This is a genomic window from uncultured Pseudoteredinibacter sp. (genome assembly GCF_947502065.1).
Taxonomy (GTDB): Bacteria; Pseudomonadota; Gammaproteobacteria; order Pseudomonadales; family Cellvibrionaceae; genus Pseudoteredinibacter.
In genome coordinates this window covers 632,721-657,253 of record NZ_CANMYE010000002.1, presented here as the reverse complement: position 1 = coordinate 657,253, position 24,533 = coordinate 632,721, and the positions used below count along the sequence as shown (strand labels likewise).

General features: G+C 47.0%; 23 protein-coding genes and 1 pseudogene. 9 read left to right on the top strand and 15 right to left on the bottom strand.

The features are described from left to right. Positions 1 to 273 precede the first annotated feature (273 nt). Both Q1A41_RS09570 and Q1A41_RS09565 read left to right on the top strand, forming a co-directional pair. On the top strand, positions 274 to 612 hold the full coding sequence (locus Q1A41_RS09570; RefSeq protein WP_299977727.1) for a MerR family transcriptional regulator: 339 nt from the start codon (positions 274 to 276) through the stop codon (positions 610 to 612). A 252-nt stretch (positions 613 to 864) separates the two neighbouring features. Beyond that, entirely contained in the window at positions 865 to 1,731 is an 867-nt protein-coding gene (locus tag Q1A41_RS09565) for a PhzF family phenazine biosynthesis protein (RefSeq protein WP_299977724.1), read from the top strand. Here Q1A41_RS09565 and selD read toward each other — a convergent pair. From selD to mnmH, 4 genes are all read right to left on the bottom strand, one after another. Then, the gene (gene selD, locus Q1A41_RS09560; RefSeq protein ID WP_299977721.1) at positions 1,718 to 3,922 is read right to left on the bottom strand and encodes a selenide, water dikinase SelD; all 2,205 of its coding nucleotides are present in this window, start codon (positions 3,920 to 3,922) and stop codon (positions 1,718 to 1,720) included. The two genes, Q1A41_RS09565 and selD, sit on opposite strands and share 14 nt — an antisense overlap. A gap of 85 nt (positions 3,923 to 4,007) precedes the next feature. After that, on the bottom strand, positions 4,008 to 4,322 hold the full coding sequence (locus Q1A41_RS09555; protein ID WP_299977718.1) for a hypothetical protein: 315 nt from the start codon (positions 4,320 to 4,322) through the stop codon (positions 4,008 to 4,010). 273 nt (positions 4,323 to 4,595) lie between these two features. Continuing rightward, positions 4,596 to 4,979, bottom strand: a complete 384-nt coding sequence (locus Q1A41_RS09550; protein ID WP_299977716.1) for a glutathione S-transferase N-terminal domain-containing protein — start codon at positions 4,977 to 4,979, stop codon at positions 4,596 to 4,598. A gap of 48 nt (positions 4,980 to 5,027) precedes the next feature. After that, positions 5,028 to 6,089 (bottom strand): tRNA 2-selenouridine(34) synthase MnmH, encoded by a 1,062-nt coding sequence (gene mnmH / locus Q1A41_RS09545; protein WP_299977713.1) that lies wholly within the window; start codon positions 6,087 to 6,089, stop codon positions 5,028 to 5,030. Positions 6,090 to 6,219: 130 nt separating this feature from the next. On the opposite strand from mnmH, the gene Q1A41_RS09540 reads away from it, so the two are divergent. Further along, positions 6,220 to 7,020 carry a crotonase/enoyl-CoA hydratase family protein gene (locus Q1A41_RS09540; RefSeq protein WP_299977845.1) on the top strand — a complete coding sequence of 267 codons (801 nt, stop codon included), beginning with the start codon at positions 6,220 to 6,222 and terminating at the stop codon, positions 7,018 to 7,020. 44 nt (positions 7,021 to 7,064) lie between these two features. Here Q1A41_RS09540 and Q1A41_RS09535 read toward each other — a convergent pair whose 3' ends face one another. From Q1A41_RS09535 to argE, 3 genes are all read right to left on the bottom strand, one after another. After that, positions 7,065 to 7,865: an MBL fold metallo-hydrolase gene (locus Q1A41_RS09535; RefSeq protein ID WP_299977710.1), complete on the bottom strand. Its 801-nt coding sequence runs from the start codon at positions 7,863 to 7,865 to the stop codon at positions 7,065 to 7,067. 176 nt (positions 7,866 to 8,041) lie between these two features. Beyond that, positions 8,042 to 9,355 carry an amino-acid N-acetyltransferase gene (gene argA, locus Q1A41_RS09530; RefSeq protein WP_299977708.1) on the bottom strand — a complete coding sequence of 438 codons (1,314 nt, stop codon included), beginning with the start codon at positions 9,353 to 9,355 and terminating at the stop codon, positions 8,042 to 8,044. Between the two features lie 110 nt (positions 9,356 to 9,465). Then, on the bottom strand, positions 9,466 to 10,629 hold the full coding sequence (gene argE / locus Q1A41_RS09525) for an acetylornithine deacetylase (RefSeq protein WP_299977705.1): 1,164 nt from the start codon (positions 10,627 to 10,629) through the stop codon (positions 9,466 to 9,468). A 413-nt stretch (positions 10,630 to 11,042) separates the two neighbouring features. Between argE and Q1A41_RS09520 the strand changes: the two genes are divergently transcribed. Genes Q1A41_RS09520 through Q1A41_RS09500 form a run of 5 tightly spaced genes read left to right on the top strand, consistent with a single transcriptional unit; the run spans position 11,043 to position 16,335 of the window. Further along, positions 11,043 to 11,762: an ABC transporter ATP-binding protein gene (locus tag Q1A41_RS09520; RefSeq protein WP_299977702.1), complete on the top strand. Its 720-nt coding sequence runs from the start codon at positions 11,043 to 11,045 to the stop codon at positions 11,760 to 11,762. Next, positions 11,755 to 12,747, top strand: coding sequence for an HlyD family efflux transporter periplasmic adaptor subunit (locus Q1A41_RS09515; protein ID WP_299977699.1), 993 nt, complete (start codon positions 11,755 to 11,757; stop codon positions 12,745 to 12,747). The genes Q1A41_RS09520 and Q1A41_RS09515 overlap by 8 nt, the downstream gene beginning before the upstream one ends. Next, positions 12,747 to 13,907: an efflux RND transporter periplasmic adaptor subunit gene (locus Q1A41_RS09510; RefSeq protein ID WP_299977697.1), complete on the top strand. Its 1,161-nt coding sequence runs from the start codon at positions 12,747 to 12,749 to the stop codon at positions 13,905 to 13,907. The genes Q1A41_RS09515 and Q1A41_RS09510 overlap by 1 nt, the downstream gene beginning before the upstream one ends. Then, a complete protein-coding gene (locus Q1A41_RS09505) occupies positions 13,904 to 15,100 on the top strand; it encodes an efflux RND transporter periplasmic adaptor subunit (RefSeq protein WP_299977693.1) in 1,197 nt (398 codons plus the stop codon). The genes Q1A41_RS09510 and Q1A41_RS09505 overlap by 4 nt, the downstream gene beginning before the upstream one ends. Then, positions 15,100 to 16,335, top strand: a complete 1,236-nt coding sequence (locus Q1A41_RS09500; RefSeq protein WP_299977690.1) for an ABC transporter permease — start codon at positions 15,100 to 15,102, stop codon at positions 16,333 to 16,335. Before Q1A41_RS09505 ends, Q1A41_RS09500 begins: the two co-directional genes overlap by 1 nt. A gap of 27 nt (positions 16,336 to 16,362) precedes the next feature. Here the strand turns inward: Q1A41_RS09500 and Q1A41_RS09495 are convergent, their stop codons facing one another. The 6 genes and pseudogenes from Q1A41_RS09495 to Q1A41_RS09470 form a co-directional block, all read right to left on the bottom strand. Beyond that, positions 16,363 to 16,989, bottom strand: a complete 627-nt coding sequence (locus Q1A41_RS09495) for a LysE family translocator (protein ID WP_299977687.1) — start codon at positions 16,987 to 16,989, stop codon at positions 16,363 to 16,365. Positions 16,990 to 17,050: 61 nt separating this feature from the next. Further along, complete coding sequence (locus Q1A41_RS09490; protein WP_299977685.1) at positions 17,051 to 17,482, bottom strand: hypothetical protein; 432 nt, start codon at positions 17,480 to 17,482, stop codon at positions 17,051 to 17,053. Positions 17,483 to 17,603: 121 nt separating this feature from the next. Then, positions 17,604 to 18,542 carry a 30S ribosomal protein S6--L-glutamate ligase gene (rimK, locus tag Q1A41_RS09485; protein ID WP_299977843.1) on the bottom strand — a complete coding sequence of 313 codons (939 nt, stop codon included), beginning with the start codon at positions 18,540 to 18,542 and terminating at the stop codon, positions 17,604 to 17,606. A gap of 39 nt (positions 18,543 to 18,581) precedes the next feature. Continuing rightward, a pseudogene (locus Q1A41_RS09480) lies at positions 18,582 to 18,986 on the bottom strand (ATP-dependent zinc protease); the annotation flags it as partial. A 136-nt stretch (positions 18,987 to 19,122) separates the two neighbouring features. Then, the gene (locus tag Q1A41_RS09475) at positions 19,123 to 20,391 is read right to left on the bottom strand and encodes an inorganic phosphate transporter (RefSeq protein ID WP_299977682.1); all 1,269 of its coding nucleotides are present in this window, start codon (positions 20,389 to 20,391) and stop codon (positions 19,123 to 19,125) included. A 74-nt stretch (positions 20,392 to 20,465) separates the two neighbouring features. Then, positions 20,466 to 21,146: a TIGR00153 family protein gene (locus Q1A41_RS09470; protein WP_299977680.1), complete on the bottom strand. Its 681-nt coding sequence runs from the start codon at positions 21,144 to 21,146 to the stop codon at positions 20,466 to 20,468. Between the two features lie 276 nt (positions 21,147 to 21,422). Between Q1A41_RS09470 and Q1A41_RS09465 the strand changes: the two genes are divergently transcribed. Then, complete coding sequence (locus Q1A41_RS09465) at positions 21,423 to 23,186, top strand: GspE/PulE family protein (RefSeq protein ID WP_299977678.1); 1,764 nt, start codon at positions 21,423 to 21,425, stop codon at positions 23,184 to 23,186. A 2-nt stretch (positions 23,187 to 23,188) separates the two neighbouring features. Here Q1A41_RS09465 and Q1A41_RS09460 read toward each other — a convergent pair whose 3' ends face one another. Both Q1A41_RS09460 and Q1A41_RS09455 read right to left on the bottom strand, forming a co-directional pair. Then, a complete protein-coding gene (locus Q1A41_RS09460) occupies positions 23,189 to 23,905 on the bottom strand; it encodes a transporter substrate-binding domain-containing protein (RefSeq protein ID WP_299977675.1) in 717 nt (238 codons plus the stop codon). A gap of 210 nt (positions 23,906 to 24,115) precedes the next feature. Continuing rightward, positions 24,116 to 24,493 (bottom strand): VOC family protein, encoded by a 378-nt coding sequence (locus tag Q1A41_RS09455; RefSeq protein WP_299977672.1) that lies wholly within the window; start codon positions 24,491 to 24,493, stop codon positions 24,116 to 24,118. Positions 24,494 to 24,533: the final 40 nt, after the last annotated feature.

The following is a 24,533-nucleotide window of genomic DNA, read 5'->3' as shown; positions in this document are numbered from 1 at the left end:
TTTGAAGGTTTTGCATGGGTATATGGACTCTTTACCTACCTGGGTGGGTTTACATAGCCTAAGTAGATTTTAGTTCCTACAAGAGCTGATCTAGAACCGTAAAGCGGTATGGACACCGCGACCCGAGCGCCCGCGGATGGTTTAAGCGCGTTCTAGGGCAGCTCTTGTAGGGACTAAAAACGGTCAGGCCTCATTGCTGCTTGTTTCAAACGTCTTGGCTAGTTATTGTTAAACTTGGAAATATATCAACACCACAGCTCGGCGAGTAAATCAATGAAAATCAAAGAAGTCAGTGAATTTACCGGCATTAGCGCGCACACCATTCGCTACTATGAAAAACAAGGCGTATTGGAACTGCCAAAAAAGGACAGCAGCGGCCATCGTAATTATTCAGATACCGACGTAGAGCTGATTAACTGGGTGGCCTGCATGAAGAATTCTGGCATGTCACTGCGAGATATCAAAGGTTACGTAACCGCCTCCATGGAAGGGCGTAATGAAGACGCCTTAGTGGCATTGAGAATACATCTAGAGAAATTAAAAGAACAAAAAAAGAATATCGACCACTATATCGACGTCACCGAAGCGAAAATAAAGCGCTTGTCTAATTAAATGTATCAGCAAAACCGCAAACTCAAACGACAAGTGAGCCCCCATCTGCAAAGATATGCAATTTAAGGCCTAAGTTTTATCAAGGCCTTTGACTTAGAGTATGCTCTAAGTTGCTAGTCTACAATGGCTCGTCAGCACTACTTCAAATACCACTGTTGATCAAATCGAATGGTGCTGGCGGGCACTTACTGGATCATCTGATGCTTGCTAGAAAGATATAAAGCGAGCAAGTAAATTGTAGAGGAAACGCCCATGAATATTGATGTCTCGATTGTAAATGCCTTCGTTGTAGATGGGCGTGGTGGTAACCCAGCTGGAGTAGTATTGGATGCTGATCGCTTTTCAAAGGAGCAGAAACTAGAAATAGCAGCACAAGTAGGGCTGTCCGAAACGGCTTTCGTCTCGCACTCCGATGTGGCCGACATCAAATTGGAATTCTTTACCCCCACCCGACAAATTGCCCACTGTGGCCATGCAACGGTTGCTACATTTAGCTATCTGTCTCAGCAAGGCTTATTAAAAAACAGTGAAAGCTCCAAGGAAACCATTGATGGTAACAGGGCTGTTAAGCTGGTATCGGGTGCCGCATTTATGGAGCAGATAGCCCCAATGTTTGTTTCGGTTAATAAAGACAGGGAAGAGGTTCTGGCGGCTTTGAACATAGCTGAAACCAAGTTGTCTTCAGAGCCCTTGATCGTTAATACCGGAAATAGCTTTTTGATTGCCGAAGTGGATAGCCAGAGCGCATTGGAGCAACTTAATATTAATCAAGAAAAAGTTGAAGCACTTTCAGAAAAATATGACTTAATTGGTTTTTATATTTTCAGTCGTGAAAGTTATACCGGTACAGCAGATGCCACGGCAAGAATGTTTGCCCCGCGTTATGGCATTGAAGAAGAATCGGCAACTGGCATGGCGGCAGGGCCGCTGGCTTGCTACTTGTATGAGAAAAAGGCCATCGATAAAAGTGAGTTTTTGATTGAGCAGGGCTATGCCATGTCTCCGGCATCACCCAGTCAAATCACCGTCAAGCTCGAATTGCATCAAGGTGGCATTCAATCATTGATGGCTGGTGGTCATGCGGCCGTTTCTGAAACGAGAAGCCTCAATGTTCAGTAAAGTTAATATAGTGCCCGCCTTTTGGGATTACAGTGCCTATATGGGCGCTGTAGTTATACCCCTGTTCTTTAAGCGCATTTATTAAAGCCTCGGATTTATCTGCAGAAATAGACATTAGCAAACCGCCGCTAGTTTGCGGGTCTGCCAATATTTCTGGGGCATCACCATTACAGTGTTTTGCTATTTCACGCATATTTTGCGGATACAAGCTGCTGCGAACTCCCCGTTCAATAAGGTTCTTTGCGCCTTCGAGATAGGGTAGCTTAGAGTCGTAAATATCTGCGCTAGCATTACTGCCGATCAGCATTTCTAATAGGTGGCCGCCCAAACCAAAACCGGTAATATCTGTGCAGGCCGATGCACCGTATTCGATCGCGAGTTGGGCTGCATTAAAATTCGATTGCAGCATTTGTTCAATCGCAGCATCCAGCCATGGGCCTTTGCTTGTTAGGCTTTGTTGACCTGCAAACATTAAACCATGACCTAGGGCTTTGCTGAGAATTAAGTGCTCGCCCTCACGCAATTCTGATTTCATCAGCTTATGGTTTTTGTCGGTATGACCGTTTACCACCAAAGCTATTTGGCTTGTTTCTGCCAAGCTACTATGTCCGCCAATCAATAATGCTTTGTGTCGCTCTAACTCATAAAGAATACCTTGCAGTATTCGCTTAAGGTCTCGATTTACAATGTTTTCGCCGGCATGGGCGATGCTGATGAGGGCTTGCACACTGTGAGCAGTGCCGCCCATCGCAAAGATATCACTCATGGCATGTAGGGTAGCGATGCGACCCTGTTCAAAAGGATCGCTCACTAAACCGTGGAAGCTGTCTACACTCTGGAAGATTTGCTTTTCTGTGTCGATATTTAAACGTGCAGCATCTTCACCAAGGTTTTTTTGATCGAGTGCCGGGCTAGTTTTAAGCTGATTGAGTATTTTACTCAGGGCGTCGCCGGCCACTTTGGCGCCGCAGCCGCCGCAGTGCATATCAGGTAGTCGCTGGCTTTCAGGGATGTTTATCTTATGCTTGCCCTTTTTCTTGTGGCTCGACATTTGTGCTGGAAGCTTTTCAAACATCGCCATAAATTTACGATCGATGCGATTCTTCCATTGCCACACTAAAGCTTCCGTCATGCCTGGCTTGGATACAGATTTATCCCCGCGGCTAGCGGCGGCTGATTTTTTACCTAGGCTGATCAGCTTTAAGAATTCTTTTTGGGGCTTGTGCTGCTTAAGCTTTTTACCTTGTGCGATACGCTTTAAGTTTTTAAATAGCGTTGGGCCCTGGCGCACTGCAAAGACTCCGGCTTGGGGTCTTGGATGCTTAATTTGTTGGGCAGTATCGCCCGCTGCGAATAGCCAGGGGTGGCTGATGGATTGCAAACTATCGTTCAGTAAAATAAAACCTTCTTCATCGCATTCTATACCTGACGCTTGAGCCCAATTTGCCGGTTTGGCTTGAGTGCATAGTAAGTGAAAATCTGAATTGAGATTTATTGTTTCGTCATTTAACGAACATTCAATACTTGATGCAAAAAAGCGATTGACGCGATGATTGGGAAAACACTCTACTTGGTATTCATCCAACGCTTTTTGTAAATGTTTGCGTAGCTTATCTGGTGCATTGGGTAGTAGCTGCTGCTGAGGATAAATCAGTTGCAGCTTGGCGGTCTTGTTTTCTTTTTTGAGCCGCTCTGCCATCGCTAGGCTGAGCTCAATGCCTGCGATACCCGCACCAACAACGCTGCTCACACTGTGATCATATTGCAAAAGCTGCTGCCATTTTTGATAAAACTGACTGATGGGCTTTACCCCGATGGCGAATTCCTTCGCCCCTTCGATATCTAGATCTGGTGTGATACCCGTGTTAATCGAAAGGTAGTCAAACTCGAGCTCGGGCTGCGCCGCAAGGCTTATGCTTTTCTCATCACAGTTAACGGCGAGCACCTGCTCATTGATGTAACGTACATTGGCCCACTGGCATAGGCGCCTTAAATCAATATGGCTTTGCTCGAAGCTGTAATGCCCTGCAACCAGGCCTGGTAGCATTCCAGAGTAGGGGGTGTAACTGCTGGGGCTAATTAAACTTAGCCGAATACCCGGCAAGGGTTTCATGCCCCACATTTTGATAACTTGGGCGTGGGCGTGACCGCCGCCGACGAGAATAATATCGATATAGTTTGCACTGTTCATGGCTGGATTATACGACAGTGCAATCAATAAATACTTGATGAAGGCCGATTAGAACATCGGCCTTTGCTGACAAGCTGCTTAAGGCTTAAGCAATGGCGTAGCTGCTTGGTAGCTCTTTAACGTCTTGGCTTGGAATATCGAATAAGTAGCTGTACAAAATATCAACCATATTCTTGTTGATGTACTGCTCTAGAGCATCAAGCGTTTGGAAAGAAGGGGAGACTTCTACGCTATTAATATCGAGATACTCACGTGTGCTCAATAAATAGGCACCTGCTTTCACAACGACTTTGAAATCAAAGTCTTGCTGCATACGCAGTAACATCGGGTAAAGAGCTTCCTGCTGACTATTGAACGCGAATTCCGTTTCCGAGTTCCAACTTCTATCTAAAGTGCCCATCGATGGCCCCTTGTCATCTGTATCATTGGCGGATCGGTTAAGGCCGCAAATTACAACATGAGGCGGCAATTACTGACGTGACTAGCGTCACATAAAATCTAATACTTATTGATTTTCAATGAACTGGGACTTAATGCTTATTAATTAGTTGAATGTTTATTTGTTGACCAGTCAGCAAAACCGCTGTGCAGCACATTAGGGCTTGGGTAGGTAGGATTTGAGAAGGGGGCTTCACAAAGGGGGCTAGCTCCCCTGCCAAGAGTGCTTAAAAGCTTAAGCGGGAGTTTGCTCGGCTTCAGCCGGGAAGCGCTCACGTAAGTAGTTGATAATGTCATTGGATTCGTAGAGCCAGGTGGTGTTCGCGCCTTCGTCGATACGCAAGCAGGGCACTTTGATGCGACCACCGCCATGCTCAAGCTCAGAGCGATAAAGCTCAGAGCCTTTGGCGTCACGTAATGGTAACTCTAAATCAAGACGTCGTAGCTCGCGGCGTACTTTTACGCAGAAGGGGCAGGCCGCAAATTGATAGAGCGCTAGATTGCCAGCCGCAGCTTGCTGAGCGGCTTTCGCCTCTGGGCTCAGTGGGCGCTTACTGGGGCGGAATACGGCATTCAATAAAAGAATAATGCGACCTAAGATCCAGCGAATGAGGGCCATGTTTACTCCTGCTAATGTGCTTAACATCTTGCTTATGCCTTGCGGCGTTTAAAGGTTTTGCTCGCGACACCAATCAACCAGCTCTTGGCAGCGACCGCGGAATAGTACTTGTCCCTGCCGCTGTTGCAACTGGTATTTGTACATCGGGTCGTAATAATCACGCAGCAACTGCTCAATGGGGCCATAAAAGGCGCTGGCTTCCTGCTGCTTAGACCAGCTTTGACAAGCCAGCTCGAATTCTTTTTGAAGTGCCTGGTAGCGTAAGCCGCCTAGACGCTTACGGATACGGTACAAATTAGCACTCAGGTTTTGGCTAAATGCCGCTATCGAGATTTCCCGCAGTGGGCTTAACACATAATCCTCAATCACCCACTGGCAGCGTTGCTCCAGGGGCTCTTCTATTTGGACTAAGGGGGCCTTTTGCATGGCGGCTTGTAAGTAATCCGGCAGGTTCAAGCGGCCAATTAAGCGCCCTTCGTCCTCCATAAGCACCGCTCTTTCTCGGCCGAGCTTAAGCCAGCGCTGGCTAATATTGTTTTCAAAGCTTATCTGAGCGGGTTGCTGGGCGTTTAGCAGTTGCCCAAAGGCAGAGCCTCGGTGGCAAGCCTCGGCTTCTAAATCGATGCTGCGCTCGATTTGCTCTATCGCCTTAGTTTTACCACTACCCGTAGGGCCGGCGATTATGATGAGAGGAGCATTTTGGCAGGCTTGCTCAAGCTCTTGCAGCAAGAATTGGCGCATGGCCTTATAACCGCCTTTCACAATCGGGTAGTCGATGCCATGCTGCTTGAGAAGCTGCTGGCTAAATTGCGAACGTAGTCCACCGCGAAAGCAATATAAACAGCCATTGGGGTTTGCCTGGGTAAACTCGGCCCAGTGACTGATGCGCGCTTCAATAACTTCTTCGGTGGCCATCTGCCAGCCCATTTCAATGGCAGCGTCTTGCCCTTGCTCTTTGTAACATAGGCCAATGCTTTGCCTTTGCTGATTATCTAGTAAGGGCTTGTTTTGGGCGTGCTGGAAATGTCCTTGCTCGAACTCTATGGGCGCCCGAACGTCCAGCATGGGGCGATCCGATAGAAAAATCTTCTGGTAATCATCAATAAACATAATGCGCTCGAGCTAAAAAGCGTAATTGTAACAAGGCTTGCACTAGGCTCGCTAATGGGGCTGAATTGACTTCAAATTAGAAGTTTATGTTACACTCAATTTATTAATAAGATAAAAAGAGTAATAAGTGATGATACGTATAGAGAAGAATGGCCCTGTCAGCACGATAATCATTGACCGCCCCCATGCTAAAAATGCTGTGGATGGCCCAACCGCTAGAGCACTAGCGGAAGCTTTTATGGCCTTTGAGCAGGACGATGAGGCAAAGGTGGCCGTGTTCTATGGGGATGGTGGTTTCTGTGCTGGCGCTGATCTAAAAGCTGTAGCTACGATGGATGGTTCCAACCCTATGGTAGATCCTGCGCCTATAAAGGGCGAAACCGTCAGCTTAGATGATACTGGTCCGATGGGGCCTTCGCGCCTATTGCTCAGCAAGCCAGTAATCGCGGCCATCGAAGGGCATGCCGTAGCGGGGGGGATGGAGTTGGCCTTGTGGTGTGATATGCGAGTGATGGAAGAGGATGCAGTATTCGGTGTGTTCTGTCGTCGTTGGGGCGTTCCGCTAATTGATGGCGGCACCCAGCGCTTGCCGCGCCTTATTGGCTTAAGCCGAGCAATGGATTTAATTTTAACTGGCCGCCCAGTAGATGCAGAAGAATCCTTGCAGATGGGCTTGGCAAACCGAGTTGTGGCAAAGGGCACTGTGCGTGAAGAGGCCGAACAACTGGCCCTTTCCATTAGCCAGTTTCCACAAGAGTGTCTGCGAGCGGATCGCCTATCGGCTTATCAGGCATTTGATGGCAGTATTGAAGAAGGCTTAACTCTGGAGTTCAGCCGTGGCCGCCCGGTGGTCGATCTTGGTTTGGCCAGCTCTGGTGCGGCGCGTTTCGCGTCAGGTAAAGGGCGTGGTGGTGATTTTTCGGATATCTAAATTTGATATTTTAAGGAAGGCCGCTCATCCCTGAGCGAATAGTTTTATTTGATAACTTGGTAATCCTGTTCGCTCAATAAGTCTACCCCGCATTTTAAATTGCTAATCCATTTTAAGAATTGTGCAATCATGGTGCGGCCAACAAATGGTCGACCATGTTGCGGCACAATCATTTGCACATCCAATTGGCTGACCATTTTCGCCCACAGGCGGCAGGCTTTGTTGCTGGTCATGTAGCGGCGGTGAAAACCTTCCATTAATTTAATATGGGCAGCAAAGTCATCCACGGGCTCAGCTGCATCGCTATCAACCATTGATGCACCCATGTCCCCTGAAAATAAAATTTTACTCACGGGGTCATAAAAATTTATGTTACCAACGGAATGTAAAAAGTGTGCGGGTAAGCAAATGATGTCGCTACGCCCAAACGGCACTTTCTGGCCTTCATCGGGTACTGCAATAATTCTTTCATCAACCGAAGAGCTGAGTTTGTCGGTAATAAAGCTTGATGCCAAATGCGGTAAAAATCGCGACCAAAGTTTTGGGGTTACTACCTTGCAGTGGCTGTGCATCATCCAGCGTGGTAGTGAGGCAATAATATCTGGGTCTTGATGCGACGCAAAAATATAATCTAAGTCTTGTAGGCTAACGTGCTTGCTGATTTCAATCGAAAGCGGCGTATAGGTTAAATCGCCACCGGGGTCGATCAGTGCGGTATGGTTTTCATCAATAATCAGAAACTGATTGGCCTGAACGCCATGGCCTTCCACCAGATCTGAAAATACAATACAGCTATGGTTATCTTTCCGGTAAAGAACCGTCGCTGCTTTACTAGAGATATTCATGAATGAAGGCCTCTTTTGGGCTTTTATGATAGGGTTTTAATAATTGGGCCGTGCACAGTAATGCTGAGTGCCGCTAGAGGATATGATCTGGATCAAGCTCGTGGTGATAGTTAGCGCAAAGAATTAAAAACTGAGCTTGATTCAGGAAGAATACAGCCCAGTTTTTGCAGGGAAGCTTATGCGTCAATTTTTTTGACAAAAACCTTGGAGTTACGCTGGTAGTTATAAAATGACTGCTTTTCGTCGGGCAAAATAGCAACGTTAGCGGTCTCAAAGCCTTGCTCAATAAACCAGTGTGCGGTTTGTGTGGTTAGTGTAAAGAGCTGCTCAAAGCCTAATTTTTTAGCCTGGCGTTCGATATGCTTTAGCAGTTTTGCTGCGCGCCCTCCACCTTGGTATTCTGGCGAGGTAACAACACAGGCAAGCTCACCAGAATTGGCAGAATTAAATGGATAAAGGGCTGCGCAAGCAATAATAGCGCCGTCTTTTTCCATTACGGTAAAATGCTCAACCTCCATCTCTAGGCGCTCACGTGAACGGCGCACTAATATGCCTTGTTTTTCAAGCGGGCGAATCAAATCTAATATGCCACCAACGTCACTAATGCGCGCCCGGCGAATCAGCTCATAGCTGTCGCGGTAAACCATGGTGCCAGCTCCATCGCGGGTAAATATTTCTTTCAATAGTGCACCATCGTCACCGTAGTTCAGTACATGTGCACGGGCAACGCCCTGCTCGCAAGCGCGATAGCAAGCTTCTAAGGCCAGGCGGTGATCGTTTAAATCGCCATCGTTGCCTAGGGTTGCTTGGCATTCCAGTAATGTTAATTCACGATACAGTTCGCCTTTGGCGTTGTAAGCGCCATCCTCAGAGCAAAAAGCGATTAACTTATCGGCCTTAAGATCGATAGCAACTCGCGTGGCCAGCTCTGCATAAGATAAGTTAAAAGTTTCGCCGGTAGGGGAGTACCCTAGCGGTGAGATCAGTACTAGCTGGCGGTTATCCAACATGGTTTCGATGGCGTCGGTGGCGAGTCGGCGTACTTTGCCGGTATATTGCAAATCTACCCCATCAATTACGCCTGTTGGCATTGCGGTTACTAAGTTGCCGCCAACCACCTGTACATACTCTGCCCCTTTCGGTGCATTCAAGTGTCGGCTAAAAAATGCGGCCTCGATTTGGTTGCGAACTTCACCTACCGACTGGCATACCAGGCCCATGCTCTGTTGATCGGTAACACGTTTGCCCTTGTGTAGCTGGCTATCAATTCCGGCCGCGGCAAAGCGAGACTCAATCTGCGGTCTGGCGCCATGAACTAAAACTAAGCGCACTCCCAAGCTGCTTAGTAGATTGATGTCGCTGACGATGTTTAAAAAATTATCATGGGCGATAGCTGCACCGGGCAGCATCAATACGATTGTTTTACCACGTTGCGATTTAATATAGGGCGTGGTGTCACGGAACCATTTTACGTAGTCTTGCTTGTTCACTTTGCTAGGCTCTTGTTAAAACAGGCTTTGAGTATAGCCCGTCAATCGGGCCAATTAAAAGCGTGAATCGCCCCATGATAGGGCGGTTTTGGTCACTCGCTACCGGGCCACTATTTTTGCGGCATGCAGAACTTGTTAATCAGGCCCGAGATAATATCGATAGCTGGGGCTATTTGATCTTGTGCAATAAACTCATCCGGTTGGTGGGCTTGGTCGATGCTGCCAGGGCCAAGTACCAAGGTTTCAATGCCTAGTTGCTGTAGGAAGGGCGCTTCGGTGGCGTAGGCAACAGCCTCGCTATCTTGCTGACAGAGCTTTTCGGCGGCTTTTACCAGCTCGCTGCTTCTATCTTCAGCAAAAGGCTCGACGCCACCGAATAAGGTTTCCAATTCGATAGTGACTTGACGTCTTTGGGCAACGATAGCGATGCGTTCTTTGATTGCTTGGCGCATCTCATCGTTACTCATTCCAGGGATTGCCCGCAGATCAAATTGCATGGCACAGTCGGCACAAATTCTGTTGGGGTTATCGCCACCGTGAATGCAGCCAAAATTCATAGTGGGGGTGGGAACAGCAAAACCTGGGTTCTGGTAGCGTTCCTGCAGTTCACTGCGAAATAGCATTAGCTCACTCATCACCTCATGCATGGCTTCCATGGCATTATTACCCAGCGCAGGGTTTGAGGAGTGGCCACTTTGACCGATAATGCGCAGCTCCTCCATCATAATGCCTTTGTGCATATAGATGGGTTTTAATCCTGTTGGCTCACCCACTACCGCATAACGCGCCTGCCCTTGCTCATTAAAGCCTTGTGCCGCTAAGGCATTCGCTCCACTCATGGAGCTTTCTTCGTCGGCCGTCGCAAGGATAATGAGGGGTTGCTGGAATTCGGCTTGCTCGAAGCGCTCGATGGCCGCTAGGGCAACCGGAAAAAACCCTTTCATATCGGTTGCACCTAAGCCATAAAAGCGCTCATTACTATCGGTCAATACGAAGGGGTCACTTTGCCAGCGGCCTTCATCATAGGGCACGGTATCAGTATGGCCGGCGAGCACCAAGCCGCCTTTACCCTTGCCGCGACTGGCGATTAAATTGGCCTTATTTTCTTGGCCCTCAACGGGGAGAATTTGTACATCGAAGTTTAGTGCTTCTAGCCAATTGGCCAGGGTATGGATGACTTCAATATTGCCCATATCCCATTGGGATGAATGGCTACTAACCGAAGGGATCTTTACCAGTTCGGCAAGACGTTGCGTGAATAGTTTTTCGTTCATTGCGGTTCATCCATGGGCTTAGGATTAGAACAGTTTTGGAGCGGTACAACCCTACTGTGGATGAAAGCTTGGGGATTTGCAATCGCCCATTTTGCGATCTTCATGGTCGCAGAATCCGATGTTATGAAGCTAGTCCCCTTATTGGTGATGTAAGCAATAGTGGTTTTAGAGGCCGCTTAGAAATCAGTCGATAAAGTTAGGTATCGTTCATAGCTTGATCTAAATTGATTCATCCTGTTCGGTTCAATGCAGATCAAGTGGTTGTGAGCAATGTTCAAACAGTGTTTATAAGTAGTAATTTAGTTAACTTAGTGAGCTTTGAATACTTGACTGATCGGCATAGCTCGGTATGCTGCTGGGAATAACTTATAAGTAGAAACAAGATAAAATCAGAGAGATCAGAGGAAGATCCAGTGACGTCTGCTATTAAAGCGCACCCTCATGTTAGCCGTGAAGCGGCCCCCTGCGTTATCGAGCTTCAGCAGCTCAATAAAACCTATCAAAGCGGCGATCTACGCGTCGAAGCTATCAAATCCATCAGCTTGCAAATCCGAGAGAATGAATTTGTCGCGATCATGGGCTCTTCGGGTTCTGGTAAATCGACCCTGATGAATATTCTGGGTTGCTTAGATAAGCCCAGTGCCGGTTCCTATTTTCTTAATAATCGCGATGTGTCTGAATTAGAAGACAAGGAGTTGGCGGCTATTCGCAATCGCGAGATTGGTTTTGTATTTCAGACCTTTCATTTGTTACCACGCTTAAGTGCTTTGCAAAACGTAATGCTGCCTTTGCGCTATGCTGATGTGGAGCGCGCTGAAGCCAGTACTCGAGCGAAAGAAATGTTGCAAACCGTTGGGCTTGCCGATCGAGTTGATCATTTACCTTATGAGCTTTCAGGTGGGCAAAGGCAGCGAGTGGCAATTGCCCGAGCCTTAATTAACAAACCCAAAATTATATTCGCTGATGAGCCAACCGGTAACTTGGATAGCAAAACATCCCTAGAAATTATGGCTCTGCTGCAAGATCTGCATGAGCAGGGGCAAACGATTGTGTTAATTACCCATGAAGCGGAAATTGCTGAATTCTCCCAACGATTACTGCTGATGAAGGACGGGGAGTTACAGGATGTATAAGCTCAACAAAACTATTTCCTGCTTGTTATTAAGCACGTTCCTCATCTTTGCAAATTTTGCCTCAGCCCAATCTTTGCTGATCAGCGGCTTTGTGGAAGCCCGCTTTAAGCAACAGTTCAGCGCGCCAGATTCTGATTCTTGGCAATTGCAAATCAAATGGCTGGAACAGGAAGGCAAGCAAGTAAAGGCAGGCGATACGGTGGCGGTATTTGATGCGGCGGCTTTGGAGTCGGAAGTAGAAGCTGAAGAAGCAAAGCTGAGAAAAACGGAGGCTGAAGCCAAAAAGACGGAGCAGAAGCTAAGACTCGAGCGTCTAGAAGCGGAATTTCTGATGAAAATCGCGCGCCTAGACCTTGAGAAAGCTGATTTGGAAGCCTCGATCCCAGCCAACCATTTAACAAAAATTGTATTTGAGAAAAACCAGCTAGAAAAGAAAAAGATGCAATTGGCTCTGCAAGAGAAAGAGCAGGCGCTCGCTCAAAAGGAAGTAGAGCTGGCGAACCAAATCGCGACGGCGAAAATACAATATAAATCTGCCCTAGCTGAACTTAATCGTAAGCAAGTGATGCTAAAAGGATTAAATCAAAAGGCAAAACGCAGCGGTGCGGTGGTGTATGTCAGACATCCATGGACTGGGCAGACCATTAAAGCAGGTGATACCGTTCAAAAAGGTTTTGTGGTGCTTGAGATCCCAGATACTAGTCAGCTGTATATCAAGGCGTGGTTGAATGAAGTTGATATTGCAAGGGTGAAAACCGGGCCGGTTGAACTATATGTGGATGCCCTAAATAAAGCGGGTATCAAAGGACAATTAAAGCAAATCAGTTTGCAAGGTGAATCTCGCCCAGTCTGGGGGGAGGCCTATTATCATGCATTAGAAATTGAACTTGATGATAGCAATTTTGATTCCAGCCAATTGCTACCAGGCATGAGTGTGATGGTAAAGCTTCGGGCTCATGAGCAGCAATTGGGGGGAGAAATCTAATGAAAAGAGCTCTGTTAGTGCTGATGATCACCACATTAACCGCCTGTGTGGATTCTGGCCAAGCCTATTATCGAGTCAAGCTTGAAACGATTGATCTCAGTATCGACTCGACCGGGGAGTTAATTTCTTCTGACTCTATTAAAGTTAGTGCGCCATTTATTAAACGAACTTGGCAGTACAAAATTACTTATCTAGCTGCAGAAGGCTCAGATATAGAAGAAGGCGGAAGATTGTTGGAATATGATACTCAACAACAAATGCAGCGCTTACAAAAAAGCAGTGCGGCTTTGCAGGCAGAGCAAAAAAAGTTAGAAAGCGAAGATCTAGTTAATGAGCAAGCCTCTGAAGATTTAAAATTGTCGCTGTCAGAAACCAGAATGCAACTTAAAAAAGCTCAGCGTAAGGCTTCCCAAGATGGCGACTATGCCGCTAAGTTGGATGTTAAACGTCTAATCGTGGAGTTGAAGATTGCCGAGCAAGAGCTGTTGCTTGAAAAGGCGCGCTTGGACAGCCAGTTAGCCGAAGCGAAAATGCAAAAAGAGATCACCGAATCAGAAATAGCGCGCTTAAGTGCCGAAGTGCAGGGGCATCAAAAAGGTTTGAACAATCTGCATCAGAAGGCCAAGAAGTCGGGTGTTGTTGTACATCTTAAAGATTATCAAGGCAATAAATACTCAGTAGGTGACACTGTTTATATGTCGCAGAATATTCTGGAGATACCCAATCTCAATAAAATGCAGGTAAAAACGACCATTCAAGAGCATCATTTTTCTGATCTAAAACTGGGTAAAGAGGTGAAAGTAAGATTGGATGCTTTACCTGATCGCGTGTTTCAGGGGCGTCTGCTTAAAATAGGTAAGATCGTTCGTATGAAAGCCCATGATGACCCTAGCATGGTTTATGACGCAATTGTTGAGCTAGAGGAATCTGACCCACAGATAATGCGTCCTGGTATGGCTGTTCGCTTAGAAGTGCTCAAGCAGAGACTCGAAAATGTGGCGGCACTACCAAAGCGGTATGTAAAGTACGATGGCGAGCAAGCCTATGTGGAGCTGGAATCCTGGCTGGGTGTAAGCCGAAAGGATATTCATGTTGCAGGGTTTGTCGGGGATAGGGTGGTTGTTGATAAAGGCCTAGCGGGTGGGGAGCAGCTATTATGAAAAGATGGTTTTCGCTGCCCTTTATTCTGAGCCTACTCGCATGTTCCGAGGTGGAACAGCAGCAAACCATATCGGTTATGGTGGAGCGAGCCGACTTTAATGTTGTTTTGAAAGCGAAGGGTGAGCTGCAGGCCAAAGAAAATAAAACGGTTTCTGCACCGATGAGCTCTATGAATGCACTGCGTTTAGATTGGCTAAAGCCAGAGAACAGCACGGTAAAAAAAGGTGATCTGCTGGCGAAATTTGATGCCAGTCGTTACCAGTTGAGCTTGCAAAAAGCACAATGGTCATTACAGCAGCATGCTTTGGCGAAGAATAATACCCAGTCAAAACTCAGATTAGATGAAATGTCGGTACAAGGCGAAAGCCATGTGGTTGATGAGGAGCTCGCGCTAAGTAAGCGTTTTTCAGTGGATGATTTGCTGGTCTATAGTAAAAACGAAATTGCCGATCAAATGTTGGATAAGGAGTATCTAGCTTCGAAACGTGAATATTTGGATTGGCGAAAGAAAACTTCTGTAGCTCAAGGCCAAGCGCAAGTGGCGGTTCACGAAGTCAAAGAGCAGGCCGAGCAGCGCACCATTGATCGCAATGATAAGGTCTTGAAGCAGTTAGAAGTATTTGCTCCGCAAGATGGCATTTTTATCTACCATAAAAATTGGCGCGGTGACAAAGTTCAAGTAGGTCAGCAGCTTTGGTCGGGCAGTCGTATTGGTAACATCCCCAACCTTGAAGCTTTGCAGGCTAAATTATTTGTCTTAGAGAGTGAGGCTTTAGGAATAGAGCCTGGCCAGGCGGTAGAGCTGAATCTGGATGCTTTCCCCGATAAGCGGATTGATGGCGAGCTTTTGTCGATCTCCTCTGTCGCCGCACCGCGTTCTAGAAAAAGCCCTATTAATTACTTTGAAGTTATTGTTGACATAAAAAATACGGACTCTAGTTTTATGCGCCCTGGGCAGCGTTTGCAAGGAGATATATCTATCGTTAGCAAGCCCAATACCTTGACGGTGCCGCGACAAAGTTTATTTAGCAAGGATGGTGTTCATTGGGTCTATGTTAAAAGCCCAGCAGGCTTTGAGAAGAGATTGGTTAGCTTGGGCTTGAGAAGCTTAAGTCGTGTGGAAATTAGTAGCGGTTTGGAATCCGGTGAGCAGGTAGCGCTGAGCTTGCCCGATAATTTGGTGGAAATCTAATGGCACTTAGAGATGATTTTTATGATGCGGTTGATCAGCTCTGGCATCACAAACTTAGAACTCTGCTTACCCTATTGGGGATTGTGTTTGGAGTAGGTGCCGTTATCGCCATGATCAGTGTGGGGGAGGGTGCCGAGGAGGAGGCCCTTAACTTGATTGATTCCATGGGGGTTAGAAACCTCATCGTAGAAGAGCGGGATATCGATAAGGAGCGATTAAAAGAACTGCGCAAACATTCCATAGGGCTAACGCTTTCTGATGTGGAGTCGGCGCTGGATACCATGCCTTTTGTTCTCAATTACTCAGCGGAAAAAGACTTGGATGTGCATACTTTGTTTAGTGCTTATGCACAGGGCGATAGTAGCGTACAAGGGGTGAGCGAAAGTCACTTTGAGCTATCCAGGAGTGCTATGTATGAAGGGCGTTGGATTAGTGAGCGAGATGATCGCTTATTTGCCCAGGTGGCTGTTTTAAGTGAAGAGGCCGCCGCCCAACTTTTTCCTCAGCGCAGCGCGGTTGGAGAGATATTCAAAGTAAATCATGTCTGGCTGGAAGTGATTGGTGTACTTAAAAATAAGCACTTATCGAAAGACAGTTTTCAGGGGGTGGAGCTGTCGGTTAATGGTAATACGATATACCTTCCTCTAAGCACCGCACAAAAGCGTTTCAAGCATGCCGAGCTTAGTAGTGAGCTGGATAGATTCAAGTTGGAGTTGAAAGAGGGTATTCCAGCGGTGGCTGCCGCTAAAAGCTTGGAGCATTTGTTGCTTAAGCGCCATGGCCAAGAGAAAGACTTTGATGTATTGGTGCCGGCGGCGCTATTACAGCAGCATAAAGCTACCCAAAGAATTTTTAATATTATCATGTCCTGTGTAGCTGGTATCTCATTACTGGTCGGTGGTATCGGTATTATGAATATTATGTTGGCCAGTGTTTTAGAGCGTACAAAAGAGATTGGGTTGCTGCGCGCTGTAGGTGCAACTCAAGAAGATATTCGCAATCAGTTTATGGTGGAGAGTTTTACCATCTCGGCCATTGGAGGCTTATTGGGCATTGCCTTAGGTTTTGCCTTGGCGGCTGTAATTTCCTTGTTTTCAGGTTGGCCTGTAGCTTGGTCGCCTGTAGCGATCTTGATCTCGGTGGTGTTTTGCTGTGGAGTCGGGCTGCTCTTTGGTATCTACCCAGCCATTAAGGCCTCCAAGCTCGATCCCATTACGGCATTGCAACGTGAGTAATCGAGCTTGAAATGCGGTTTCTAGTGGCTAGCGCTCGCTACTGGCTAACTTGATAGCCAAGGCGACAAATACGGTGCCAGCGATACGGTTTAAAATAATTTGAGCTTTAGGCGAGCGACGCAGTAGCTGGCTAAGAAATCCAGACAGAATCGCAATCAGCGAGAAACAGACAAAGGCTACCGCCATAAATACCGCCCCTAAGCTGACGATTTGCAGGCTAACATTGCCAGCGTTTGGGTTGGTGAACTGAGGTAAAAACGCCAAGAAGAAAATGGCCACCTTGGGGTTGGTGATGTTCATGATGATGCCGCGGCGATAAAGCTCGAAGGCCGATAGATTATTACTTTCACCTGCCTCAATATCTTCGGCGCCAGCTCTAAAGGCGCCCCAGGCTAGATAGAGCAGATAAGCTGCGCCCACCGCTTTTAGCGCAGTAAAGGCTACTGCACTTACCTGAAATATGGCCGCAACTCCTGCGGCAACAGCAATAGTGTGCACAATTAGGCCGGTGCAAAGGCCGAGTGTGACCAATATGCCAGCTTTGCGACCACTGAGTGCAGATTGGGTTAATACAAAAATATTATCAGGCCCGGGTGCGAAGGCAAGCAGGGCTGATGCGGCTATAAAGGCAAGGAGAATATCTATACTAATCATGGGCGCAGCATACCACTATTGCCTGCTTTAGAGGGCAGTGAATTATGCTGAATTCGCTTGATCAGTAGTGTTCCAGTTTGCAACGCTGCATGGGTCGTGGCATGGGGCGTGAAATAGGTACGCAAACAAAATACAAGCAGGCGCTAAAAAATAAAGTGCCCAGCAATACATCCTGCAAACCACCAGCGGCGCTCATCTGCATTAAGGCAAAAATAATGGCGATAAAAATCGCGGCGCGACTGTAGCTGTCTAGCTTAAAGTTGCACAGCTCTTGCCAGCTGATTTTTAGTGGGCTAATAAATGTTTCAACACAGCGCCGTCCAAGCTCAATAGAGGAAAATAGTAAGAAAGCTGCCAGCAATACATCAGCAAAGTGTTGGCCAAGACCTGATGCAAGATACACACTCAGCATTAAACTGAGCAATGTGGCAAAGGCCAAAGCAACGATGGTATGTGACTTTTCAGTGTTGAATGTTTTAGGGGCCTTAAACATATCCCTAATCTCCCAGATAATTCAATAGTGAAGCAAACTCCTTGTTATTGCTTCACTGTTGCTGTCTTATTCTGGAGTGTAGACCAGTGAGAAGAGGCCAGTGTTAAACTTTTTTGAAAGGTTAACTGTTGCTGTGCTGCCATTTTAATTTGCGTTCAATAGCACCAATCAATAAGCCCGCAATATCTTTTTCCGTCGCAGACTCAATACCTTCAAGTCCTGGTGAAGAATTTACCTCAAGCAGAAGTGGGCCTTTATTGGAGCGAATAATGTCTACGCCTGCCACTTTAAGCCCCAGTACTTTGGTGGCTTTAATGGCAATGGCGCGTTCCTCCTTGCTGATGCGCACAATCTTGGCGGTGCCACCTTGGTGGATATTCGCACGGAATTCCCCCGGTGCGGCGGTGCGTTCAATGGAAGCGACTACTTTGCCATCAATCACAAAGCAACGCAGATCTTTACCTTGTGCTTCTTTTACAAATTCCTGTACCAAGAGATTTGCACGCAGAGATTTAAAGGCATTGACCACCGATTCGGCCGCCTTGCGCGTTTCTGCTAAGACGACTCCACGACCTTGTGTGCCCTCTAGAAGTTTGATAATAAGAGGAGCTCCACCAACCATATCGATAAGCTCATTGGTATCGCTAGGGGAGTTTGCAAAGCCGGAGGTGGGAATATCCAAGCCGTTTTTCTGCAATAGCTGCAAAGAAAAAAGTTTGTCTCTCGATTGGCTAATAGCTTCAGATCGATTCAAGCAATACACACCCAGGCTTTCAAAGTGCCGGGTTAGGGCACAGCCATAAAAGGTTACGCTTGGGCGTATGCGAGGAATCACTGCATCCAAATCATTCAGCAGGCTGCCGCCACGATAATGCACCTCTGGGTTGTCGGCGTCGAGCTTCATATAGCACTGCTTGATGTTTAAGAAGTGCATTTGATGGCCGCGTGCTTGGCCGGCTTCCATGATACGTTTATTGCTGTAAAGCTCAGGGTTGCTAGCTAATATGCCTATTTTTAAGCCACCGCTTTGATTGTCTTCGCGGCCGTAGAGGCTTTTAATATCTTCGTCGCTACGCTCCCCCAAGTAAAAGCTACCTGCCGGGTCTACCAGCATTCTGTGCTGCATGGCTTCTCGGCCTAGCAGCATGCGGTAGCCCATGGTGTCGCGATTACTTAGGGTTAGTTCGATATCCCATTGATTGGCACCAATTTTAACTGGCGCTTTGATCACATAGCGTTTTTCGGTATTGCCGCTAGAGCTTTTGATGGTTCGGCGATCAATAATTTGGGCTTCGCAGCGCACCACGGTGTTGCGGTTTTGCTGCAAGGGGTGAACTTCAAAACTTACCCAGGCGGCATTATCTCGCTTAAAGGTCTGGATGTTAAAAGCGTGTAGCGACGAGGTTTTTGCCCCAGAGTCGACACGCGCTTTAATGGCGGGGATATTTAGGTTAGGGAAGCAGCACCACTCTTCGCTGCCTACAATGATTTTGTCATCGTGCATGGCAAAAAGTCTCAAAACTAAGGTTTATATTAATGGGGGAGTTTGTTGCAAGCTTGTGAAGCTTTGGTGACAGGACTTAGAAAAAGCCCTGTCACCCAGGGGGCAGATTATCCCCCTAATTCTCAGCTAAAACAGCTTAGCCGAAAATTCCTTTAAATAGGAAGAAGAATATAATGGCCAAGCCGGCACCTGCCGGAAGGGTGATAACCCAAGACATGGCGATGGTGCCAATAACACGTAGGTTCAATGCACCAATACCTCGAGCCAAGCCAACACCTAAAATTGCACCTACCAAGGTGTGTGTAGTTGAGATCGGCAGGCCAGTGCCTGATGCCAATACTACCGTGCCAGCGGCACCTAGCTCTGCGGCAAAACCTCGGCTTGGAGTAAGCTCGGTAATCTTCTTACCAACGGTAGCTATCACCTTAAAGCCGTAAGTCGCCAAACCTAAAACAATACCTACACCACCCAGTAAAAGGATCCAGCTTGGCATCATAGATTTAGCTGCAACACCGCCGCTCTGGATCACATTAACAACAGCAGCTAGAGGGCCGACAGCGTTAGCAACATCGTTAGAACCGTGGGCAAAGGCCATCGCACAAGCGGTAAATACCATTAGGATAGCGAATACTTTTTCTACACTGGCGAAGCGATTGTTCTCGTCTTCTTGGTACTTCACCTTGTTGAGCAAGAAGATACCAAAGGCCGCAACAGCTAAACCAATAACGGCAGCGATACCGATAGATTCGATAAAACTTAGCTTAAAGCCAGCATCTTTAAAGACGTGTTTAAGGCCTTTAAGAATAGTCACCATGGCGATCAAAAAGCCCACCGCAAACATATACATCGGGATATAACGTTTAGCATTGGCGAAGGGGTTATCGGTATCCAAAATCAGCTTCTGTACGCTGCGGAACAACATAAATGAGATGGTGCCCGCCAGTACGGGTGAAACGACCCAGCTGGCAACAATCTTCATGACTTTGCCCCAAGATACGGCATCTACCGAAATGCCGACCGCCGCAAAACCAACAATCGCGCCTACGATAGAGTGGGTCGTAGAAACCGGCCAACCCATGATGCTGGCAACCAATAGCCAAGTACCGGCGGCTAATAAGGCCGAGAGCATCCCATAGACCAGGAGTTCGGGCGTATCATTAAATAAATTGGGGTCGATAATGCCTTTGCGAATGGTGGAGGTTACCTCACCACCAGCCAGATAGGCCCCTAAAAATTCAAACACCATGGCGATGATAATCGCCTGTTTAATGGTTAAAGCTTTAGAACCAACAGAGGTTCCCATGGCATTAGCAACATCGTTAGCGCCGACACCCCAAGCCATGAACAGGCCAAAGATACAGGCCATAATTAATAGCACATTGCCGTATTCTGCGAGCACGGTCATAGTTAACTCCACATATTCTTATGCTCCCCTTATTTACAGCGGGGAGGTTTTATAAATTATTCGTTGTTGGATTTCTATCGGGCCAGTAATAGCTGTAAACGAGAGCCTACTTTTTCGGCTCGGTCGGCTAAATCACCAATCCACTCGATTACGCGATAAAGGAACATTACCTGCACAGGCGGTAGGTCTTCTTCGATTTTGAAAAGCGCCAGACGCATTTGGATCTCTAGTTTATCGGTATGGCTTTCTTGGGCATCTAGATCTTCGATAAGTTTTTCGACCAAATCCATTTCTCGGCCCGAGAAGCCGGTTTCTAGCAGCTCGTCTAGCTCATTGATGGCTTTATGAGCTAAGCGTGCGGTGTCAACTGCAGCTTGTACAAAGGCGGTTAGCTCCGGAGCAATTGCTGCAGGTGGTACCATTTGGCGCCCCAGCATAATTCCAGCAATATCTTTTGCACGATTAGCAATCTTGTCTTGCATCGCCAGCAGCTCTAGCAGATCTGTACGGGGTACAGGCAAGAACAAGCTTTTTGGCAAATGGCGGCGTAATTCGCGCTTTAGCTCATCGGCCTGGTTTTCTTTTTCTGAGATATCTTGTTGTATTTGCTCGGCTTTTTCCCAGTCGTTCTCAAGAGCGGCTGAAAAGAACTCTAATAGCAATTCAGCGGCACTGGTGGCCACTTTCATATGCTCCTGCATAGGGGTAATGGGTGACTTGCCAAATAGGCTCGTCAGGGGGTTACCAATAACCATAGGAAGCTCCCAATTTAGGGTGTTGATTTGGGCTTGCCGAGGGTCGGCAAAGTGGGCGCAGTATAGTGCTAGCGGGGCTGGTCGTCATCACAAATATGACAAAAAAATGAACTTTATTTGACAGTGTCTGATCTAGCTCTAGTGGGCGCCAAACAAGGCCTTTAGCTCGCGATAAAAGAGGGGCTGTAAGCCTTTGATTTATGGTGTTATTTAAGGTGATATATCCAGCGACTGTGCTAAGCTAGCTGGCAAGCACAATCTAAACGAGAGCCCATTATGAATGCCGTTTCAGACCGAATACTCAGTTTGCGTAGTGTCCTTGATGACCTCCGGGCGGATGGCCGGCTGAGTGCCGCTGATGCAAACGTGCTGATTGGCTCCAGTCGCAGCAAAGATGAAGCGGCGATGCACCCCATAACCTATATCGCCAATCAGCGTTTGGATGACCAGGGCCAAGAAGGGCAGATTCTCAATGCTGATGTCTTAAGTCAGTGGATGGCCGATAAGGCGGGCTTGCCAATATTTCACTTAGATAGCCTAAAGCTGCGAGCGGCTGAAGTGACTAAAGTGATGTCCTTTGCCTTTGCAAAGCGCCACGACATTCTTTGTGTAGAGGTTAGCTCTGATCATATTACTGTGGCTAGTAACCAGCCTTTCAATAACGCATGGGTTGAGCAGCTAGAGCATGTGGCGCGCAAAAAAGTGCGACAAGTTTTTGCCTTTCCTGGTGATGTGGATAAGGCGAGGGCAGAAATTTATACCTTGTCTAGGTCGATTTCTGGTGCGAAAGGCCTGCAAGGCGGTACTTCGGTTAGTAACTTTGAGCAATTATTAGAGCTCGGTAAGTTAAAAGACCCTGAGGCCAATGATCAACATATTATTAATATTGTTGATTGGTTGCTGCAGTATGCTTTTGATCAGCGCGCCAGTGATATCCACCTAGAGCCGCGTCGTGAAACTGGTAAATTACGCTTTCGTATTGATGGCATCTTACATACGGTTTATGAGTTGCCAAAAGGAGTATCGACAGCTGTTTTGAGTCGCATGAAGATTCTTGGTCGAATGGACATTGCTGAAAAACGTAAGCCCCAAGATGGTCGAGTAAAGACCAAGCGCCCAGACGGTAGCGAGGTAGAGCTTCGCCTGTCAACTTTACCGACAGCTTTTGGTGAAAAGCTGGTGATGCGAATTTTTGACCCTGATGTGTTGTTGCGCAGCTTTGAGGATTTGGGTTTGCTAGGCGATGACCTTGACCGCTGGCAAGAAATGGTTGGCCGCCCAAATGGTATTGTTTTGGTTACTGGGCCAACTGGCTCGGGTAAAACCACCACGCTTTACACCAGCCTTAAAAGCTTGGCCACCAGCGAGGTGAATGTTAGCACCATTGAAGATCCTATTGAGATGGTTGAAGACAGCTTTAACCAAACTCAGGTGCAAAATAACATTGGTTTAGATTTTGCTGCCGGCGTAAGAACTCTGATGCGACAAGACCCCGATATTATTATGGTGGGTGAGATTCGCGATCAAGAAACGGCGCAAATGGCTTCGCAAGCAGCTTTAACAGGTCACTTGGTTTTAAGTACTTTGCATACCAATGATGCTGCAGGAGCATTAAGCCGCTTGCTGGATCTTGGTTTGCCGGCTTATATGATTCGCTCTACTTTAAGTGGGGTGGTTGCTCAGCGCTTGGTCAGAACTTTATGTCCTCATTGTAAGCAAGAAACAGCCGTAGATTTAGATTTGTGGAATAGTCTGGTTGCTCCCTGGAAGGTAACGCCCCCTAAACATGTTTATAAGCCAGTTGGCTGTAATGAGTGTCGCCACACGGGTTATCTAGGCCGCCAGGGAATTTACGAGATCTTGCTATTAAGTGAGCATTTGCGTGGCTTAATCGATGATCAATTAGATTTACAAGCCATGCGTAAAGAAGCGATGCGAGAAGGGATGCGTACTTTGCGCTTATCCGGCGCACAAAAAGTTTCTGCTGGCACCACCACCATCGAAGAAGTTATTCGAGTGGCTCCTCCGCCGGAAAAATAACTTTACAGCCCGCTGAGCTGATACTTTTCTAATAGTTCTTTAAATTCTGGGCTTTGCTTAAATTTTCTCATGGCCGACGAAAAGTTTTCCGCTTGTTGTCGGCTGGTGGCTGCTTTTGAAAAAGCTATAAATTCAGTAGCCCCGATTATCTTTTCATTTAAACAGCATAGCTCTTTTTTTCGCGGGTGATTTTCAAGAGTTGATTGTTCGATAAGAATGGCCTCTAGGCGTCTGCCGAGCAAGAGTGAAATTAAGTGCGGTTCGCTGCGTCCAATGGCTTGGGTGTTGAGCTCAATGTTTTGTTCAATCGCAAAAGCATAGTCGTAACCATTGACGGTATTAATAATTAGTTGTTTAGGTAGTTCTGAAATTTTTTTGTATTTATCTATCGCAGGGTGTTCTTTTACCGTGCATACCGTATAGGTGGTTTCTCCAAGCTCATTACCTGGAATGATCCAAAAGCTACGACGGTTTTCAACGTTGTCATAGGCGATAAGCAATATATCTATTTTCCCTTGGCGTGCTAAGGCGGTTGCTCTTCGCCATGGTAGTGCGTGAAAGCTGGCCTCTATACCCAGTGATAGGGAGACTTGTTTGGCAAGTTCTATGTATAAGCCCGCGGCCTTACCATTTTTGTCAGTATAGGTGTAAGGGGGATAATCTTCATCGGTGGTTACTATACTGAGATCTTGGCTATCTGCAAAAGATATGTGGCTCATTAACGTTGTTAATATAACTGCGGTGAGTAGTCTAGGCATAAGGCTGCAATAACTGTATGAGTGATTAGAGTGCGCCAACAACTCTGAAATTATAAATCCAATTGCTGAAAATGGGCTCAGACTTTCGACTGTTTTGATAGGGGGATGGGGGTGAACAGAAGGGCAGGGGTTTGTAAAGCAGAGGCTCTTGCGAGCCTCTGTTGGTGTTTTTTATAGGCGATGCATTGCACAAATTTTGTTGCCAGAAGGATCGCGCAAGTAAGCCAAATATAGCTTCATGCCATTGCCTTCACGCACGCCTGGATCATCTTCAATGGCTTCACCGCCGGCCGCTAAACCCGCAGCATGCCATGCATCAGCTGCTTCGGTAGTCGCCGCTGCAAAACCAATAGTGCTGCCGTTACCGCCAGTGGCTGGCTGGCCATCGATAGGCTTGCTCAAAGCGAAAATGCCGGAATCTGTAAAGTAAAAGCAACGACCTTTCGGGTCGATTACACCAGGGCCGTGTCCTAATGCACCCAGTACTGCATCATAAAATGCTTTAGATTCTTCGATATCGTTCGCGCCGATCATAATATGGCTAAACATGTTGTCGCTCCTCGCTCGTTTTTTGTACTGGCCTTGTGGC